This is a genomic window from Treponema sp. Marseille-Q4523 (assembly GCF_016901105.1).
In the GTDB taxonomy this organism is placed as follows: domain Bacteria; phylum Spirochaetota; class Spirochaetia; order Treponematales; family Treponemataceae; genus Treponema_D.
This window is the reverse complement of sequence record NZ_JAFEVM010000002.1, coordinates 103,454-120,907: the sequence shown is the minus strand read 5'-3', so window position 1 is coordinate 120,907 and position 17,454 is coordinate 103,454. Positions and strand designations below refer to the sequence as shown.

16 protein-coding genes are annotated in these 17,454 nt (G+C 50.3%); 6 read left to right on the top strand and 10 right to left on the bottom strand.

Features of this window, described 5'->3' with window-relative positions; translation table 11 throughout:
- Positions 1 to 216: 216 nt before the first annotated feature.
- The 7 genes from JSQ97_RS01155 to JSQ97_RS01125 form a co-directional block, all read right to left on the bottom strand.
- Positions 217 to 918 (bottom strand): hypothetical protein, encoded by a 702-nt coding sequence (locus JSQ97_RS01155; RefSeq protein ID WP_205074351.1) that lies wholly within the window; start codon positions 916 to 918, stop codon positions 217 to 219.
- An 84-nt stretch (positions 919 to 1,002) separates the two neighbouring features.
- On the bottom strand, positions 1,003 to 2,022 hold the full coding sequence (locus JSQ97_RS01150; RefSeq protein ID WP_205074350.1) for a M23 family metallopeptidase: 1,020 nt from the start codon (positions 2,020 to 2,022) through the stop codon (positions 1,003 to 1,005).
- Complete coding sequence (gene recJ, locus JSQ97_RS01145) at positions 2,015 to 4,168, bottom strand: single-stranded-DNA-specific exonuclease RecJ (protein WP_370590015.1); 2,154 nt, start codon at positions 4,166 to 4,168, stop codon at positions 2,015 to 2,017. The genes JSQ97_RS01150 and recJ overlap by 8 nt, the downstream gene beginning before the upstream one ends.
- A gap of 26 nt (positions 4,169 to 4,194) precedes the next feature.
- Positions 4,195 to 5,547 carry a thymidine phosphorylase gene (locus JSQ97_RS01140; protein WP_205074348.1) on the bottom strand — a complete coding sequence of 451 codons (1,353 nt, stop codon included), beginning with the start codon at positions 5,545 to 5,547 and terminating at the stop codon, positions 4,195 to 4,197.
- Positions 5,544 to 6,323 carry a DNA repair protein RecO gene (recO, locus tag JSQ97_RS01135; RefSeq protein WP_205074347.1) on the bottom strand — a complete coding sequence of 260 codons (780 nt, stop codon included), beginning with the start codon at positions 6,321 to 6,323 and terminating at the stop codon, positions 5,544 to 5,546. Before recO ends, JSQ97_RS01140 begins: the two co-directional genes overlap by 4 nt.
- 374 nt (positions 6,324 to 6,697) lie before the next feature.
- Positions 6,698 to 7,801 carry a hypothetical protein gene (locus JSQ97_RS01130; protein ID WP_205074346.1) on the bottom strand — a complete coding sequence of 368 codons (1,104 nt, stop codon included), beginning with the start codon at positions 7,799 to 7,801 and terminating at the stop codon, positions 6,698 to 6,700.
- Between the two features lie 9 nt (positions 7,802 to 7,810).
- Positions 7,811 to 8,398: a TP0733 family outer membrane beta-barrel protein gene (locus tag JSQ97_RS01125; protein ID WP_205074345.1), complete on the bottom strand. Its 588-nt coding sequence runs from the start codon at positions 8,396 to 8,398 to the stop codon at positions 7,811 to 7,813.
- A gap of 112 nt (positions 8,399 to 8,510) precedes the next feature.
- Between JSQ97_RS01125 and folD the strand changes: the two genes are divergently transcribed.
- The 5 genes from folD (at position 8,511) to JSQ97_RS01100 (ending at position 13,408) form a co-directional block, all read left to right on the top strand.
- On the top strand, positions 8,511 to 9,389 hold the full coding sequence (gene folD / locus JSQ97_RS01120; protein ID WP_205074375.1) for a bifunctional methylenetetrahydrofolate dehydrogenase/methenyltetrahydrofolate cyclohydrolase FolD: 879 nt from the start codon (positions 8,511 to 8,513) through the stop codon (positions 9,387 to 9,389).
- Positions 9,379 to 10,212 carry a GTP cyclohydrolase FolE2 gene (folE2, locus tag JSQ97_RS01115; RefSeq protein WP_486389575.1) on the top strand — a complete coding sequence of 278 codons (834 nt, stop codon included), beginning with the start codon at positions 9,379 to 9,381 and terminating at the stop codon, positions 10,210 to 10,212. Before folD ends, folE2 begins: the two co-directional genes overlap by 11 nt.
- A 239-nt stretch (positions 10,213 to 10,451) precedes the next feature.
- Complete coding sequence (miaB, locus tag JSQ97_RS01110) at positions 10,452 to 11,822, top strand: tRNA (N6-isopentenyl adenosine(37)-C2)-methylthiotransferase MiaB (RefSeq protein ID WP_205074344.1); 1,371 nt, start codon at positions 10,452 to 10,454, stop codon at positions 11,820 to 11,822.
- Between the two features lie 138 nt (positions 11,823 to 11,960).
- Positions 11,961 to 12,272, top strand: a complete 312-nt coding sequence (locus JSQ97_RS01105) for a LapA family protein (RefSeq protein WP_187384382.1) — start codon at positions 11,961 to 11,963, stop codon at positions 12,270 to 12,272.
- The gene (locus JSQ97_RS01100; protein ID WP_205074343.1) at positions 12,269 to 13,408 is read left to right on the top strand and encodes an SPOR domain-containing protein; all 1,140 of its coding nucleotides are present in this window, start codon (positions 12,269 to 12,271) and stop codon (positions 13,406 to 13,408) included. Before JSQ97_RS01105 ends, JSQ97_RS01100 begins: the two co-directional genes overlap by 4 nt.
- Before the next feature lie 13 nt (positions 13,409 to 13,421).
- Here the strand turns inward: JSQ97_RS01100 and JSQ97_RS01095 are convergent, their stop codons facing one another.
- Both JSQ97_RS01095 and JSQ97_RS01090 read right to left on the bottom strand, forming a co-directional pair.
- A complete protein-coding gene (locus JSQ97_RS01095; protein WP_205074342.1) occupies positions 13,422 to 13,886 on the bottom strand; it encodes a hypothetical protein in 465 nt (154 codons plus the stop codon).
- Positions 13,870 to 14,520: a sister chromatid cohesion protein PDS5 gene (locus tag JSQ97_RS01090; protein ID WP_205074341.1), complete on the bottom strand. Its 651-nt coding sequence runs from the start codon at positions 14,518 to 14,520 to the stop codon at positions 13,870 to 13,872. Before JSQ97_RS01090 ends, JSQ97_RS01095 begins: the two co-directional genes overlap by 17 nt.
- A gap of 764 nt (positions 14,521 to 15,284) precedes the next feature.
- Between JSQ97_RS01090 and tyrS the strand changes: the two genes are divergently transcribed.
- Positions 15,285 to 16,529 carry a tyrosine--tRNA ligase gene (gene tyrS / locus JSQ97_RS01085; protein ID WP_205074340.1) on the top strand — a complete coding sequence of 415 codons (1,245 nt, stop codon included), beginning with the start codon at positions 15,285 to 15,287 and terminating at the stop codon, positions 16,527 to 16,529.
- A gap of 37 nt (positions 16,530 to 16,566) precedes the next feature.
- Here tyrS and JSQ97_RS01080 read toward each other — a convergent pair whose 3' ends face one another.
- Positions 16,567 to 17,436, bottom strand: coding sequence for an SPL family radical SAM protein (locus JSQ97_RS01080; protein WP_205074339.1), 870 nt, complete (start codon positions 17,434 to 17,436; stop codon positions 16,567 to 16,569).
- Between the last annotated feature and the right edge of the window lie 18 nt (positions 17,437 to 17,454).

The following is a 17,454-nucleotide window of genomic DNA, read 5'->3' as shown; positions in this document are numbered from 1 at the left end:
TTAACTTCGAGTTTTCATTCGAAAACTCGCGGATGTACGTGTGCGCTTCCGCGCACTAATTCAACAGTCTCCAAAATTGATATTTTGTTCGACTGTTGAATTTTAAGGAAAGTTAAAATTGAACGTCTGAAATGGCGCCGTTCAATTTAACTTCGAGTTTTCGAATCAAAACTCGCGAATCAACGTGTGCGCTCTCGCGCACTAATTATACAGCTCCTAAATCTGAAGATTTACTCGCTGTATAATTTTAACGAATGATTTTTTCGGCAAAAAAATCGAAATACTTTCTTCCTGAAAATCGCCGCGCAAAAAGTGAGCGGCTCCGCAAGCTGAAAAAAATACGTATGCTCCAAAAAGCGCAAGAGGTACAAAAAATGCAAGCCCGATAAACCATGCCGCTTCGATTGCTGCAGGCACGAAGAGAGAAAGGGCAAGTGCAAGTATCCATATGAATAAGCGCTTTCCTGTCGTTCCCCTCCGATACAGAAAAAAAACGCAGATTGCCGAAGACACGAGCATCGCCGTATAGAGTACGGGTTTGCAAAAGAGCTCGAACGCCGAATACGCCGAGCGGCTGCCGGAAAGCACTGTATACGGAAGATATACCGAAAAAAAAGCACATAAAAGAGGAAAGTATGATTTTACAAGGAAGGTGTCGTCATCTTTGGAAAGCACTAAAAAAACGAGATAGACTGCGGCGACGGGAATAAGCGTGTAGGCGAGCAGAATATATACGTAGTTTACGAAAAATCCTGCGCGCGGTGTACGGTATGAAAAAGAAAAAAACGCTTTGAATGCGCAAAATACGATCGACGAAAGCGCCCCTGCGATCGCGACGGGGATAACAGCTTTATCTTTTTCACGTATAAGATACCATACGAGCGAAAGCGGCATAAAGACAATCAAAAAGAGATACATAAAAACAGCATACATCGTTTAATAAAAATGCGCAACTGTGCCGTGCCAACAGTACCGGCTTGACACCGCGCGGCTGTGAATCGTTTATTGCTGTTTCGTGTACGCGTAATCGCCGGTAAAAAAGTCCGGAGAGACGGCGCACATATTGAGCCGCACTTCCCAGTGCAGGTGAGGACCGGTCGCAAGCCCCGTTTTGCCCGATAGTCCGAGCGCATCTCCCTGTTTGACGTTCTGTCCTTCTTTGACGTTTAAAGCGCTCAAGTGGTAGTAGAGGCTGTATAAGCCCGGCGCATGGGCGATGACGACGCTGAAGCCCGTCGTTATGCGGTTTTCCGCCATGACGACTTTTCCGTCGGCGCAGGCGGCGACGCTTGTGCCTTCGGGAACTCCGTAATCGATGCCGTAGTGAGCGGATGCGGCCGATTTTCCGTCCGAATAGCGGAAAGTTCTCCGCTCTCCGAAAAGCGATGTCCTCCTCGTGTCCTGTGCGACGGGCGGCACAAAGGGCTTTACCGTGTAAACGTCGGAAAGGATGACCGTCCTCAAAAGCGCGTTCAGCTTTTCGCTCTGTGCTATGCGCTCGGGACTCGTATTCGTTCTGATCCCCGTGTTCCGCGCATCGAGCGCTATCGTTTCGCTGATAAAGTCTTTTTTAATAACGGTGAGAGGAAGCGTAAACTCTTCGGCTTCCGCACCGAATGCGCTGTAGATGACTTTGATCGTATATGCTCCGTCGGAAACCCACATCGAAACCGGTACGTATGCTAAAAGCTCCTGTACGTTTTGCTTTTTCGCTTTTTGATTGATATAAAAAAATTGTGCCGAATCGATTTTTTTCGTTTCGGTGCGAAGTTCCGCCCGGGCGATCGTGTCTTTGACGGCTCGCTTTCGCTCTTTTCCCCGAAGCGTCATCCGGACGACGATCGCGTCCCCCGGCTCGGCTTTGGAATTGTACTGCACGTCGAGCGTACACGCACTTCCTTCAAACGAAGCCGTATCCGCTGATGTATACGACGCGCAGAGAAGCGCAAAAATCGCAATACGGAAAAATTTTGAAAAAATTGCACGAAGCGATTTTTCCGAGATGCTCTTAAACTTATGCATATCCGTGTTCTCCCGACCGAACGAAATCGGTGATTATCATCTGCGGCGTTACCGAGCCGTTGAAAGTATTTCTGTTCATCGAATACAAAACGTCGAGCGCATCGCCCTTGTTAAAGTCGCGTCCGAGCCGCTCTCCTTCGCCCCAAAAGAGCGCGGGGAATTTATATTTTCCGCAGTCGAACGTGATTTTCAAATGACGCCGTTCGCTTTTGCCGACGAGAGATACATCGAATACGGGAAGCGCTTTCGATAAAAAAACGATTTCGCGGTTGCCTTCGCCGAAGGGTTCGAACGCGTCGACAACCGAGAGGATTGCGGGTGAAAGGTAATTTGCAGGAAGTTCCGCGTCCACGTCGATGGTATCCGATTCGGAATCGAGCGCTATGCGCGAAACCGCGTTTTTCAGTTTTTCGGTAAAAAGCGGAAGTTTTTCCCGCGGGAACGAAAAGCCCGCCGCGCAGTTGTGTCCGCCGTAGCTTATAAAGATATCGCCGAGTGAAGCGAGAAAGTCCGTCGCATTGAGACCGCGGCAGCTCCGCATAGAACCGACGGCAGTGTCTCTGTCGATAAAGGTGATGACGATCGCAGGCACTTTGTATTTTGTCATAAGGCGCGAAGCGAGTATGCCCGTAACGCCTTTATTGATCCGCTCGTCGACGACGGTGCAGAGTTTTTTTCCGCAGCGCTCAAAGCTTTCTTCCGCTTGGATCGCCGTCACACTCGCCGCGTCTCCGACGAAAACTTTTCTTTTTTCATTGAGCTCGATGATCTCTTCAGCTCTCTTTTCGCGCACGGCGGCGTCGGGCGAGATGAGCATTTCGAGGGCGGCGTTCGACTGTCCCATGCGGCCTGCGGCGTTGAGAGCAGGGATGACCGTCCACGACAGATCGGAAGAGCTTATCTTTTTTCCCGCGACGGAAAGACGCGAAAACAATTCGGCGAGTCCCGGCCGAACATTCCCTTCGTTCATCGCGTCCAATCCCGCCCTCACGAGGATCCTGTTTTCGTCTTTTAGCGGCATGATATCGGCGATCGCGGCGACGGCGACGAGTTCGAGATCGTTTTGCCGGTCGGCAAGCTTTTGCTTCGTTTCCATTTTCTTTTCGGCAAAACTTACGAATATATTGTAAAAACCGTCGATTTCGCTTATCGGCTGCGAGCTGTATTTTGCGATGCGGGAAGCGTCCTTCGCTTCGAGGAGGCTCATGCGCGAAAGAGAGGGGATGAGTTTTGAAACTTCCGGACGGAGATCTGCCGTATTGAATTCGACGCCGCGTCCGAATATGTCCGAAAGCTGTTTTTTGACCGCTTCTTCGTTCCACGTAAAAATCTGCGCGCCTTTCAAAAATTCGGGAAGTTTCGTCTGTGCTATCGATATGCCCCCGCCCCTTATATGCTCCGAAAGGGATGCCGTACGGACGAGGTTTTGCACTTTTACGCAGTCGATGTATACGCCTTCCGTTTCGGCGGGCCTCACGTTCAAAAGCGCGATCTCCGCTTTGTACAATTCCGATTCGCTGAAGCGGAGCGCTTCGACGAGTTTGTACGAAACCGCTGCCCCCGAAATATCGGCAAAGGGATAGCCCGAATCTTTTACTTTCGGGTCGAGAATCGCAGAGGCATCGGGAAGCGTTTCGGGAGGATTGTGGTGATCGGTGACGATGACATCGATGCCAAGCTCTCTCGCGTGCTCGATTTCCGCCGCGTTCGAAATGCCGCAGTCGACCGTTATGATGAGCGAGCCGTAGTCTTTCGCAAAGTCGTCGACCGCCTGCATCGAAAGACCGTAGGCATCGTCTCCGACGGGAAGCCGCCACGAAACGTCATAGCCGCTCCTTTGCAAATACGTGTAGAGGATGGCCGTCGCGCTTACGCCGTCGACATCGCGGTCGCCGAAAATCAATATCTTTTCGCCCTCTTCTTTTGCACTCGTAATGCGGTCGACCGCGTCTTCCATATTTGAAAACAAAAAAGGGTTGTGCAAAAAGCGCAGGTCGCTTTCTTTAAAATACAGCACGTCGTTCGCCTGCGTAATGCCGCGCCGCACCATAATCGAAGCGGTGAGCACGTCGACATCGTACAAGTCACACAGCGCTTTTACCGCTTCCCTCGATACCTCTTTTTTATGCCATTCTTTCAAAATCACAATCCTTTATCAATGTGGTCAATTTTTTACTGCCGTATCGTTTTTAGGATAAGCGGTTTTTTATCGGGAACCGTGTCGGAGTAGGCGAGGGCATCTTCGATTTTGCGCTTCGCACTCGTAAGACACGCTTCGTCTTTTCCGTATAGGTCGAGGATGCGATCCCCCTTGTGTACGAAGTCTCCCGTTTTCGCATGCACGATAAAGCCCGCGTCGGGGCATACGGCATCGCTCGTTTTATTTCGCCCGACGCCTAAATCGATCCCCGCAAGGCCGACTGAAAGAGAGTCGAGCGTGAGAAAGCCGCTTGTTTGAGCTTCGAGTACCGTATGATGGGGCGACCGCCTCTTTCCGATTTCCGAAAGGAGCTTTGCAGGATTTCCGCCCTGGTCTTCGACGTTTTGTAAAAACTTTTCGCGGGCAGCTCCCGATTCGACTGCTTGTTTGCATTGAGCGAGGGCGTCCGCTTCCGTTTTCGCTTTCCCTGCAAGCAAAAGCATTTCACTGCAAAGCGCGTACGTTTCTTCCATAACGTCTTCGGGTCCGCGTCCTTCGAGGCACTCGATCGTCTCTTCGATTTCGAGAAAGTTTCCGACTTTTTTTCCGAGCGGCGTGTCCATGCCGGTGATGAAAGCGGACGCTTTTTTGCCCATAGCGAACGCCGTTTTTACAAGCGAGAGAGCGAGGGATTCCGCATCGTACATCGATTTCATAAATGCGCCCGAACCGCACTTTACATCGAAGACGAGCGCGTCGCTTCCTTCCGCAACCTTTTTCGATAATATACTCGACGTGATGAGAGACACCGATTCTACGGTTCCCGTCACATCTCGGAGCGCGTACAAAAGCCTGTCGGCGGGGACGATCTTTTTCGTCTGCCCCGTCATCGCAAAGCCGGTCTTAGCGATAAGTTTTGCAAAGGTTTCAGGAGTGAGATCGGTGCGGTAGCCTTCGATCGATTCGAGTTTGTCGAGAGTGCCGCCCGTATAGCCGAGCGCGCGCCCGCTCATCATCGGAACCTGTATGCCGCAGCACGCCGCGATCGGCGCAAGCGGGAGCGAAATCTTGTCTCCGACACCGCCGGTCGAATGTTTATCGACAAAGGGGCCGGAAAGACGGGCAGCTCTCAAGTCGATGACATCGCCGGAGCGGAGCATGACGTCGGTGAGCATGCCCGTCTCTTCGAATGTCATGCCGTTGAAATAGATCGCCATAAGCCACGAAGCGATTTGATAATCGGGGATCGTCCCTTCGACATAGCCCGAAACCATAAACGCGATCTCTTCGCGTGTGAGAGCGGTGCTTTGTGCGATCTTTTGCGTTCCGTCTTCGCTGCGGACAAAGGTGCCGCGCTTTTTTGCAATGATATCCGTCGCTTTCATAATATACCCATCCCTGTTGCAAGCGATTGTAATTTTGTGCCGGCCGCCTGTTCCGAAAGAAAAAAGACGAGCCGTTTGAGCTCACCGAGCGCTCCGTCCGACAGTTCGAGTGCACGAGAGTCGTGCGGACTTAAACGCGAAACCGCGTCGAGGTAGCGTACAGCACCTAAAGAAAGCGTAAAGCGGTGCGCGCTTTCGTTTCGGTCGGCGCACGAAGGGCAGAAAAATCCGTTTTCGACCGCATTGTATACTACCGCATCTCCTGCGAAATTTCCAGCGGTAAAACTGCGAGCGCACGACGCGCACGATGAAGCGTCGCTTTGAATGCCGAGCAGTTCCATATAGCGCCATAAAAAGCGGACGAGACCCCGCTCGCACTGGCTTCCCTGCGCGATTTCAAGTCCGTCGAAAAATCCCGAAGCGAGGCGCCAGCACGATTCGAAACTGCCGGCACACTTCGTTTTGATGACGAGTTCCGCCGCGAGAGAGGCCGCATAGGACTTGTAGAGGTTTTCGCGGAACGAAAGGTGATAGCGTTTTACATCGAAATCCGATATCTTTACGTTGCGTTCGAAATTGTCCGCTTCTTTACAGTAAAAATACGCCGTACCCGCGTTCCAAACGGAAACGAGGGAGCGCAGTTTGCTCTTTGCCCCCCCGTAGAGCGTCGCGTAGATCGTGCCGTGTTCCTTTGTCAAAAAGCAAACCGAGCTGTTAAGTTCTCCGAGCGGCTTTACCGAAAAAACGATCGCCTCCGTAACGTAATTTCGCGGCATGGTTCAATAATACTTCGAATATCGCATTTTGTACATTGTCCGCATCAGCGTATCGGCTCATCAAATAGCGCTGCTTTTTTATTAAAAAGAATACATAAATTAATAATTACAAATGCCGGATTTATAATAAATAATACAGTGTTAGGACTGTATTTTATAAAGACAAAATTGAAAAATCTTAAAGCCGACCTCCTAAGCATAAAAATACCGAGGATATACAGTCCGAAACAAAACATTAGGGAACCTCTAAAAACTGCAGTTTTTAGAGGTAACTTTGCCCATTAATATAAAATCGTAAAAACCGTCAGCGCTTGTTCTTTTTCATATTTCCGATTGATCCCTGTCTCTTTATCTTTCTTTCGAGAACAGCTTACCTATTCCCTGTTCCAATTGCCGCGGGACGGGTAGTACGACCAAAGACCGATGTCTTTGTAGTTGCCGCCGCTCGTACTCGATTTCCGTTTGAAGTCTGCAGATGCGTAAAGCGTTGCGCCCGTTTCAGATGCGGCGGAGTCGATGCAGAGCATCGCAGGGATGATGTACGGGGAGCCGAGCGCGGAATCTGCGTTTGTCGAAAAGCTCGTGAGCGATGAGCCGGGGACGCCGCTCGTATTTGTCGTCTTTTCGAGACCCCGTCCCTTTGTTCCCAAAATGATCGCATCGCTCGTCGCGGCTATGGACGTGATGTTTGTAGAACAGCTTACCGAATCTCCTACCGTTGTAGTTGCGATATTCAAATATTTTAAAGTCGAACCGCTCGCCCAATACACGTATGTTGTGTAGGCTGCCGAGCACGAATCAAAAAAATAGAGTTTGTTATCGCTGCCATACACAACCGATACGGTTGAAGCGCCGGGTATGTACGCGGTTGTAGTTGTCGCAGCGCTATCGATGTATGTGCTGCTCGAAGGAGAATCGCTCAGTTTGCTCACCGTTCCGTTCCTGCGGAGATACGCCGTTCGATTTGCCGCGGCGATCGTATTTGTGCAAAATATCGTTGTCGTGTTTCCCGAAGTACCGGTAACCTCTCCGTTACATCGGATCCACGTACTTCCGTTAAAATAATACAAATAACGGCTCCCGGCGATATTTTCGCCTTCTTCCGTATTTTCTTCGATTTCGGCGCCGAGCGCATAGAGCGTGTTTTCCGTTGCGGCAAGCTGATAGATATAGATACCGTTGAATTTTTTGTTGTAATAGTCGTAAGAAAGTTTCGGCAGTCCGTCCGACATCAAATTCCAGTCGCCGTGCGAAGCCGAACTCGCAGGCTTCCCGTATACTCTGCCGTTTTGGATAAAAAGGTACTCTTGGGTACCGAGCTTACAACGGACGATCGTATTGACGCGGCCGGTTATCGTCGCATCTTCGAGTTCGACTTCGCCCATGATTTTGGCGAAGATGACGTCTTGGCAGCCGGTAAAAAAAACGGCGCACGCGAATACGCAAAAAATTATTAAAACGGAGAATATGCGTTTCATATAAAATCCTTAAAAATGGTACCGTGCCGAAACGGATGCCGTCAAAAAGAGGCCGTCGAAATTATAGCTCGGATCTTTGTACCACTGCGGCATCCACAAAAAGACGCTTCCGATTCCGAACGACCAGCTTTCCGACATACGGTAAAATACGCCGACTTCGGGCCGCAGCACAAAGCCCGGAAAATATCTCCTGCTCTGATAGGTTTCGAATGCGATGCCCGCTCCGACCGAAAGAGGAAATTCGAAGCGCCACACGGACGGCTGAAACGTGACGCTTGCCGTTACCGGCCAAAAGTTGAAGATATTGCTGCCGAGCGTCGGATGGTAGCCGACCATGATATTGCCGCCGACGGCAAACAATCCTGTAATAAAGCGCCGGTAGCCGAGATCCGCAGCGCCTCCGACATACATCTTGCCTTTGAAATTGAGCGGAAAGCTCGGCATGATCGAAATCTGAATATATTGATCGCCGGCGCCGTTCATCGTATAGCGGAATTGCGTACCGTCATCGTATTCGTCGCCTCGAGATTTGCCGGCGGCAAAAAAAGCGGCGGCGCAAAAAAATAATATACAGCATAGCGCTACGGTGCGTTTCATCTTTCCTCACATAGATAGCATATTTTTATAAAAAAAGATATATTGTTCAGTATATCTTTTTCAAGCAGTTTTATCAATGATAAAAGATGCGGAAAGCGGGGCAGGTTACACGATGAGTGCGGTGATTATTGACGGAAAAAAAACGGCGGCGGATATCAGAGGACGTATTGCCTCTCGGACTGCGGAACTGAAATCGGAAGGCGTTGAGCCGAGCCTCGCCGTCATCCTCGTCGGGAACGACCCCGCAAGCCTTTCATACGTGCGAGCCAAACGGAACGCGCTTTCGGAAGCGGGTATGAACGACCGTTCCGTCGAGCTGCCCGAAAATACAAGCGAAGCGGAACTCCTTTCGCTTATCGGATCGCTCAACCGCGACGAGAGCGTTCACGGCATTCTCGTGCAGCTGCCGCTTCCGAAGCACATCGACGAACGTAAAATACTCTTTGCGATTTCGCCCGAAAAAGACGTCGACGGCTTTCATCCTGTCAATATCGGAAAGCTCGTCATAGGCTGTGATGCGCCGCTTCCGTGTACGCCGCACGGCATCGTCGTGCTCCTCAAATCGATGCGCATCGAAACCTCGGGTGCGCACGCGGTCGTTGTCGGTCGATCGAATATCGTCGGAAAACCGCTCGCCCTCCTTTTGTCGCGCAAAGACTGCAATGCGACGGTGACGCTCTGTCATACGGGAACGAAAGATTTGAAAGCGCTCACAAAGGATGCCGATATCGTCATTTCGGCGGCTGGTATGCCCAATACGATCCGCGCGGATATGGTAAAAGAAGGTGCCGCCGTCATCGATGTCGGTGTCAACCGCATTCCCGATGCGGCGAAAAAGAGCGGTTTCCGTTTGACGGGCGACGTCGATTTCGATGCGGTAAAAGAGGTCGCATCGTATATCACGCCCGTGCCCGGAGGGGTCGGTCCCATGACGATTGCGATGCTCATGCAGAATACGCTTGAAGCTGCGGAGAGAGGCCGTGAGCGCTGACGAAAAAATATCCCGTGCTGCGATGCGCGATATGCAAAGCGAAAAGGATACGCGGGGTGTGCCGCTGCAAAAAGTCGGCGTAAAGGGCTTGCACTATCCCGTGACGGTGCTCGATAAAATCAATAAAACACAAAACACGACGGCGACGGTCGATCTCTTTGTCGATTTGCCGGCAGACTGCAAAGGTACGCACATGAGCCGTTTTATCGAAGTCTTTCACAAATATCGATTCGATATTTCGATGCATCGCTTTTTCGACATGCTCGACGAGATCCGTTCAAAACTTTTCGCCGCCCGCGCTTGCGGAACCGTTTCGTTTCCGTTTTTTATCGAAAAGAGCGCACCTGTCACCGGTACGAAAAGTATGATGAGTTATATGTGCGCGTATGAAGGAAGCGTCGGAAAAACCGAGCGCGATTTTTTTATTTCTGTTTCGGTGCCGGTTGCAACGCTGTGTCCGTGTTCGAAAGCGATCAGCGATTACGGCGCGCACAATCAGCGGGGTACGGTGCGCGTAAAATTGCTGTATTCGGATTTTTTTTGGATCGAAGACGTCATCGCCGTCATCGAAAACGCTTCATCGGGCGGTCTCTATGCCGCGCTTAAACGGCGGGATGAAAAATGGGTGACCGAACACGCGTATGACAACCCGCGCTTTGCCGAAGACATCGTACGCGAAACGTATCTTTCGCTGCGCTCTTTTCCGATTGCAAAACCCTTCGCATGGTTTTCCGTCGAGGCGGAAAATTACGAAAGCATCCACAATCACAATGCGTATGCGTATGCCGAATACGGATCGCAAACGGAATGCAAAAAAAATTAAAGTGGAATGTAAATGACGTACTTTTTTGAAACATACGGTTGCCAAATGATGAGGCGAAGCAAGTGCGTACGCCGATTCCCGCGTCAGCGGCCGCAGGCAAGATCGTTGTGAAAAAACGTCGTGTTTTTTCACAACACGAGAATTCTCTTCGAAGCAAAAGAGAGGGTGCGAATTCTCGCTCGGCAAAATCCGCGCATCCGTGCGCGGTACTATTTTTGAAAAATGCAAGTGGAATGTAAATGACGTATTATTTTGAAACTTATGGTTGTCAAATGAATATCGCCGAGTCCGCATCGATCGAACGGATGTTTATCGCGCGCGGATGGCAAAAAGCCGAAGACGCGCAAGTCGCCGACGTCGCGGTTATCAATACCTGTTCGGTGCGTGCGACGGCCGAAAACCGCATATTCGGCAGGCTCGGCTGGTACGCGGGATTGAAAGCTCTGCGGCAAAAGACGCCCGGCGCAAAATCGAAGACGCTCGAAAAGGCCGAGGTTTTTGTCCGCGACGGCGCAAAGCCGCTTACGCTTGTGGTTACCGGCTGTATGGCCGAACGCCTTCTTGCATCGCTCAAAGAAGAGTATCCGTGTATTGATTACGTTGTCGGAACTTTTGCAAAAAAATATTTCGGCGATATCATCGAAGCTGCGGAAAAGGGGGTGAGGGCGGCTCCTCTCGACGATTCGCCGTCGTATACCTTCGCACCGATTTCCGCCGAGCCGGGAGCTTTTTCGACCTTTGTGCCCATCATGCACGGCTGCAATAATTTTTGTACGTATTGTATCGTGCCCTGTGTGCGGGGGAGGGAAGTGTCGCGCCCCGTTGGAGAAGTGCTTTCGGAACTCGACGCGCTTTCATCGTACGGCGTAAAAGAAGTGACGCTGCTCGGGCAGAACGTCAATTCGTATTGCGACGGGGATGCCGACTTTGCAAAATTATTAATTATTATTTCCGATCATCTTAGAAAAAACAATTCGCCGATAGAGTGGGTGCGCTTCGTTTCAAGTCATCCGAAAGATTTGAGCGATACCCTTATCGATGCGATCAAGCACAACGATGTGCTGTGCCGCCACATCCATCTGCCGGTACAGCACGGTTCGACGAAGATATTGCAGGCGATGAACAGGCGCTATACGCGCGAGCATTATCTTTCGCTCGTCGACCGCATAAGAGCCGCGCTTCCCGACGTATCGCTTACGACGGATGTTATGCTCGGTTTTCCGGGAGAGACGGATGAAGATTTCGAAGAAACGCTCGATCTTATGAAGACGGTGCGCTACGAAAATGCGTTTATGTACTATTATAATCCGAGAGAAGGAACGCCTGCGGCAAAGATGCCGAATCAAATTCCGCTCGAAGTAAAAAAAGCGCGCCTCCAAAAAATCATCGATATGCAGCTTAAAATTACAGCGGAAGAGATGCAAAAGCGAGTCGGTTCGACGGTAAAAGCTCTCGTCGAATCGGTGAGCCGCGACGACGAAGCGGAACTCCTTGCAAAAACGGAACGGGACGAGCGAGTCGCATTTAAAGCTGAAAAATCGCTTATCGGAAAATTCGTCGAGCTCCGTTTGACAGAGCTTTCGGGTCAGACGTTTAAAGGACAGCTGTGAAAACTCGGTCGATTTTTAGAGGTGCAGGACTCAGGCTGTAGAGAAGCGATTCGCACGAGGCAATGCGGCGAATTGCACAAGCGGCTTTTTTAAAGTACAATCTCTACTAAGCTTTTTAAACTCGATTGCGAGGTGATTATGATTGGTCTTATAATTTTTATAGTGATTGCGGTATTGATCGCGGTGTTTACGGGATTTAATATCCGAAATGTCTGTGACGTCAACGTGATCTTTCACACGTTTCACAACGTACCCGTGTTTATCACGATCATCGTATCCTTTGTTGCTGGTATCGTTGTCGCGCTGCCGTTTTCCTTCGGCAAGGGTAAAAGCATCGCGGCAAAAAAAATCGATAAGATAAAAGCGAAAGCGGCAAAGGACGCGCTGAAAAATGCGGAAAGCGTTGACAAAAAAGATACTGCCGAAAATCGGATGACGGGAAGAAAATGAAGCGCCGAGGCAGTTCGTTTGCCGTTTTATTATTATTAATTTTTCTTTTCCCCCTTGCGGCGGATGAAGCGCGTCCGCTTACGGCCCGCGCCGTTGCCGATGCCGCGGCGGCAAAGCCGAACGTCGACGCGTCGATCGCGTATATCGCGGAAAACTTACCGAAAGTTTCCGACCCGAAAGAAAAGCGCGCGCTCTATGCGTTTTTCGGCTCTCTTCAGGAACAGCTTGCGCGTTTCGACGATGCGCGCGCTTCTTATGCCGAAGCCGCCGCTATCAGCGCAGGCGATGCCGACCGCATGCCGAAAAAATCGTCGGAGCAGCTCGTCCTCGATGCAGTGCGCTGTGCGCTAAGCTCAGGCGATTATACGACGGCGGAGCGCTATCTCAATTCGGCGGTGCGTAATTCGAACGACGAAGCGATTCAGGCGCGGATCAAACTCTATGCGCTTTGGGCAGACCTTTGCCGTGCGAATGTGAGCGCCGATTTGGATGAGAGCGTCGCTATGCTGAAAGCGTATATGTCGTTCAAGTCGATGGCAAGCGTAAAACCAGCGATCCTTTTGACGCTGTGGTATCTTACGGGGGAGTCATCCTATGCTGCGGCGTTAAAAAAAGAATTCCCGGCATCGCTTGAAACGGGAATCGTAAAAGGCGGCGTGCAGCTCCTTCCGGCGCCGTTTTGGTATTTTTTGCCGCGGAAAGAAGCGGCTCTCCCCGAAATCGATTCCGGCGGGGCAGAAAAAATTGCAAGTACCGAAAAAGATGCGGGAGCGGCTGCGGTACAAAAAACGGAATCGAAAAAAAATAGCGGTCAATCGCAGTCTGTGCAAAACGCTTCCGAGAGGGGAGGTTCTGCCGGCGTGCAGGGGACGCGAACGGGAGTCGGACAGGGGCAAAGCGCGGCAGCCGCACAGGGGAGCGGCAGTTCGCTTCGCAGATTGCAGCTCGGCTTGTTCCGGGAAAAAGCGAATGCCGACAGGCTTGTCGCCGCTCTGAAAGATAAAGGCTTTACCGCCGCCGTGACGACGGAAACGAGAGCGAGCGGCACGACGTATTATATCGTAGCGGTTGACGAAACGGACGGCAGCATCGGCGATAAGCTCAGAACTGCGGGATTTGAATTTTATCCTCTGTGATCGATGTATCGTTTTAAAAAACTGCTATTTCTCCCGCGTATTCAAGTGCTTTTTGTATCAATGCGCCTTTGGCGCCTAAAGTAAATGCGATGTCGCTGCTTCGGATCGCCAATAATTTGTCTCCGGCTTTTATATCCAGCGTCCGCATCAATGACGGCGTAAGTCGAACTCCGTTATCTTTTAGGGGAAGCCAACCGTATTTTCTTCCCTTGTATGAAATCAATTCTCCCTCTTTTACGTTCCTTTCCGCAAGGTTCGGATTTTCTTTCAGGATGTGATTCAGCTTTGAGCGGGAAAGCAGCGGTTCGCTCATTACGCAAAATCCGCCCGTCTGTTTGCTGCCGGAAACGATGTAAATGTACCGTTCTTTTTGTAATTTATATTCTTCTACTGCCGATGCCGGAAAAATTATTTTTCCGTTTTCCCGTATGACCGACCAGCCGAAAATATATTTTCCGCCCTTACTCATCTGCGGCATGCTTGCTTTTCTCCAATGCTTTTTTCGTTATGCGGATTGCACCGCTCGTGTGAATACGGACAACAGGATGCGGATCATGTTCGGCAAACCGTTCCAATTTTTCCAAATACGGCTCTACGGAATGCGGCAGCCGTTTTCCCATCACTCGAAACATTTCAGGTGCTTCGATTCGTACTCGCTCTCCTTTATCCGATATCAACGCATAAAATAAATCCAATTTGTCGCAAAAGAACTCCGGCGCATTCGTTGCAATATTTTCACAAGCCCACACAAACGCAAGTCGTACTGTCTCCGCTGTGTCGGAACACATTTTTATCAATGCTTCGAAATAGGGAAGTATTAAAGCTTTGTCCGCTCTGCCTATTCGTCCCAATGCGTTTACCGATCGCGCTCTCAGTTTCGGATTGTCGTCCTTCAGATAGTCGGCTATTTGTTTAATATACGGTTGTATGAGAGAAGGATAATATAATCCCATTTCACCGAGGAGCCACAAGGCTTTTGCTTTTACATCTTCTGAATAGTGTTTACCGAGTTTTAGTGCGACATCATCGATTGCCGTTTTCCAATTTGTCTTATCGTTTGTTATCGCTCTTAATTCTTTCAGTATCGTTTTATCGGCTGTTTGATTCGGCACTGCTTATTATTCTCCGTACATATTCTTTGTAAGTATATAACGCCAAAGTGCGGTTTGCGTCAAGAAATGGCTGTATGATAGGAAACGCGAGCAATCCTGCGCTGGGAACTTCGCGCTCCGCGCTCGTTGCAAGTGGCGCTGGGAACTTCGCTTTATTCAATGCACGGCACGGATGCCGTGTCGCATCTTAGCACAGCAGCCGCGTATTTTTGCAAAGCAAAAATACGGTAGTGAGCGGTATACGGATGTACCGCGAACGGCCACTGCTCGGAATCGCTTGATGAAGTCGCGGGGCGAAAAACGACCGAGCCGTTTTTCTTTTATCCGTGCGGAGGCTTTTATACCTCATCCTTTCGGATGTAATAAAAGGTATGAAAGCCGACTGCAATTCCTTATGAGGACACACAGTGCGACGTTTACGGCGCGCTGTGTGATGGAAGACGCGAAAAAATCCTGCGCGGGGAACTTCGCACTTCGTGCTCGTTGCAAGTCGCGCACTGCTCGGAATTATTTTTTAAGTCGAGAGTTGAAAAAACGCTTGGCGCGTTTTTCTTTTATTAACACGCTCGCGATTTCTCCGCACTGCTCGGAATTGCTCGATGAAGTCGAGAGGCGAAAAACGGCCAAGCCGTTTTTCTTTTATTAACACGCTCGCGATTTCTCCGCACTGCTCGAAATCGCGAGCTCTTGTCTTAACCCCCCTCAATCATATAAAATCGAAAACGTATTTTTGAAAATGTGATTTTAATAATTAAGGATGACGTATGAACAGCACGCTTGCCGAATTGAAAGCGCGGGGATTTTATTCTCAATGCACCGATATCGATTCTCTTTCTTCCCGCATGGACTCAGGTCCCATTACTTTTTACGTCGGCTGCGATCCGACGGGGCCGAGTCTCCACATCGGGCACATGGTTCCGTTTTTTGCGCTGCGGCATCTGCGTTCTGCGGGGAATGTCGGCATCGCGCTCATCGGCGGCGGGACTGCGCGCATAGGGGATCCGAGCGGTAAAACGGAAATGCGCAAAATGCTTTCGTATGAAGAGCTCGACAAAAACGTCGCGCGTATAGAGAAACAGCTCGACGCCTTTATCGGTTTCGACGGTAAGACGGCGTTTTCGGACAACAATAAAAATTGGCTTGCGGATTTGAACTATATCGATTTTTTACGCGATATCGGTTCCTGTTTTTCCGTCAACAAAATGCTGTCGTTCGAAGCCTACAAAATGCGGCTCGAGCGGGGGCTTTCGTTCATCGAATTCAATTATCAGCTTTTGCAGAGTTACGACTTTCTCATGCTGCACAAACGGCACGGCTGTATTTTGCAGATCGGAGGCGATGACCAGTGGGGCAATATCACTGCGGGCGTCGATTTGATCAGGAGAAAGCTCGGCGGCACGACGGAAAAAAATATCGAGCACGAATGCTTCGGTTTGACCTTTCCGCTCATCATGCGTGCGGACGGACAAAAGATGGGCAAGAGCGAACACGGCGCGGTTTTCCTCGACGCTTCGCTCACGAGCGTGTACGATTTTTTTCAATATTGGCGGAATGTCGCCGATGCGGACGTGCGCAAATTCCTTTTGCTGTTTACGTTTTTGAGTATCGAAGAAATCGATAAAATCTGCGCAGGCAATATCAACGAAGCGAAAGAGCGGCTCGCATACGAAGCGACCGCCGTAATTCACGGCAAAGCCGAAGCCGACAAAGCGCTTTCGGGCGCAAAGGCCGCATTCGGCGGAGAAGGCGACAAAGCGCATATGCCGACGGCGGAAATCGCAAAGCAGGCGATCGAAGAGGGGATCGGAGTTGTAGATCTCTTTGCAATCGCACAGCCCGGTACCTCGAAGAGCGACAACCGCCGCCTTATCGAGCAGGGGGGCGCGCAGGTAAACGGCCGAGTCGTAAAAGACGTTCACGCACTCATCACGATGAAAGAAGCGGATGCGGACGGCGAGTTTATTTTGAAAGCGGGCAAAAAGCGGATCATCCGCGTCATCGTAAAATAAAGCGGCGGGGAGCGGATCACGGGAACGCCGCGCGATGTTAAAACAGCGTCAACTGCGCGCTTGTTTGTTTATCTTCAAAAGCCGACAAATACGAAAATATTTTATCGGTATTCGTTTCGATACCGTTTTCTTTACAGCGCATACGGAATAAATTCATAAGGCGCGTATTGTGCGCACTCATAAGGGAATAGCCGTTGCCGTAGCGCCGGATGTATTTTTCTTTTAAGCCGGGGAAAAATTCGTCGAGGTTTTTGTAAAAATATTCGCGGTTCCCGTCTCTCAGCGTTAGGCCCATGCCGAAGCAGATCACGCCGATCACTTTTGCTTCGATGCAATAGCGCAAAATGCCTTCGATGTTTTCCGCCGTATCATTGATAAACGGAAGAATCGGCGTGAGCCACACAACAGCGGGAATGCCCGCATCGCGCAGGGTTTTAAGCGCCGCAAACCGTTCGCTTGTAACGGCGACATTCGGCTCGAGTATTTTGCACAAAGCGTCATCGTATGTTGTCAGCGTCATCTGCACGACGCATTTCGCCCTTTCGTGTACGGCCTTCAAAAGATCGAGGTCGCGCAGTACCCGCGGAGATTTTGTTATGAGGGTAAAACCGAAACCGCGGCGGTATACAGTTTCCATCGCTTTCCGCGTCATGCCGATTTTTTCTTCAAGCGGCATATACGGGTCGGTCATAGACCCCGTACCGATCATGCACTTATTGCGTTTCCGGCTCAAAGCGTCTTCGAGCAAATCTATCGCGTTTTCCTTTATTTCTATGTCTTCAAAATCGTGCGCAAACCGATAGCATTCGCTTCGCGAGTCGCAATAGATACACCCGTGCGTACAGCCGCGGTATAAGTTCATGCCGTTTTTAGCCGATAAAATTCCTTTTACTTGAACAAAGTGCATTTGCTGTTCCTGAAAATC

Bases quoted from the DNA above. Each gene is read 5' to 3' on its own strand.
- JSQ97_RS01125 (WP_205074345.1), bottom strand. From the start codon at position 8,398: ATGAAACGCACCGTAGCGCTATGCTGTATATTATTTTTTTGCGCCGCC.
- JSQ97_RS01080 (WP_205074339.1), bottom strand. From the start codon at position 17,436: ATGCACTTTGTTCAAGTAAAAGGAATTTTATCGGCTAAAAACGGCATG.
- JSQ97_RS01100 (WP_205074343.1), top strand. From the start codon at position 12,269: ATGAAGCGCCGAGGCAGTTCGTTTGCCGTTTTATTATTATTAATTTTT.
- JSQ97_RS01155 (WP_205074351.1), bottom strand. From the start codon at position 918: ATGTATCTCTTTTTGATTGTCTTTATGCCGCTTTCGCTCGTATGGTAT.
- JSQ97_RS01140 (WP_205074348.1), bottom strand. From the start codon at position 5,547: ATGAAAGCGACGGATATCATTGCAAAAAAGCGCGGCACCTTTGTCCGC.
- tyrS (WP_205074340.1), top strand. From the start codon at position 15,285: ATGAACAGCACGCTTGCCGAATTGAAAGCGCGGGGATTTTATTCTCAA.
- JSQ97_RS01150 (WP_205074350.1), bottom strand. From the start codon at position 2,022: ATGCATAAGTTTAAGAGCATCTCGGAAAAATCGCTTCGTGCAATTTTT.
- JSQ97_RS01095 (WP_205074342.1), bottom strand. From the start codon at position 13,886: ATGCCGCAGATGAGTAAGGGCGGAAAATATATTTTCGGCTGGTCGGTC.
- JSQ97_RS01105 (WP_187384382.1), top strand. From the start codon at position 11,961: ATGATTGGTCTTATAATTTTTATAGTGATTGCGGTATTGATCGCGGTG.
- miaB (WP_205074344.1), top strand. From the start codon at position 10,452: ATGACGTATTATTTTGAAACTTATGGTTGTCAAATGAATATCGCCGAG.
- recO (WP_205074347.1), bottom strand. From the start codon at position 6,323: ATGCCGCGAAATTACGTTACGGAGGCGATCGTTTTTTCGGTAAAGCCG.
- JSQ97_RS01130 (WP_205074346.1), bottom strand. From the start codon at position 7,801: ATGAAACGCATATTCTCCGTTTTAATAATTTTTTGCGTATTCGCGTGC.
- folD (WP_205074375.1), top strand. From the start codon at position 8,511: ATGAGTGCGGTGATTATTGACGGAAAAAAAACGGCGGCGGATATCAGA.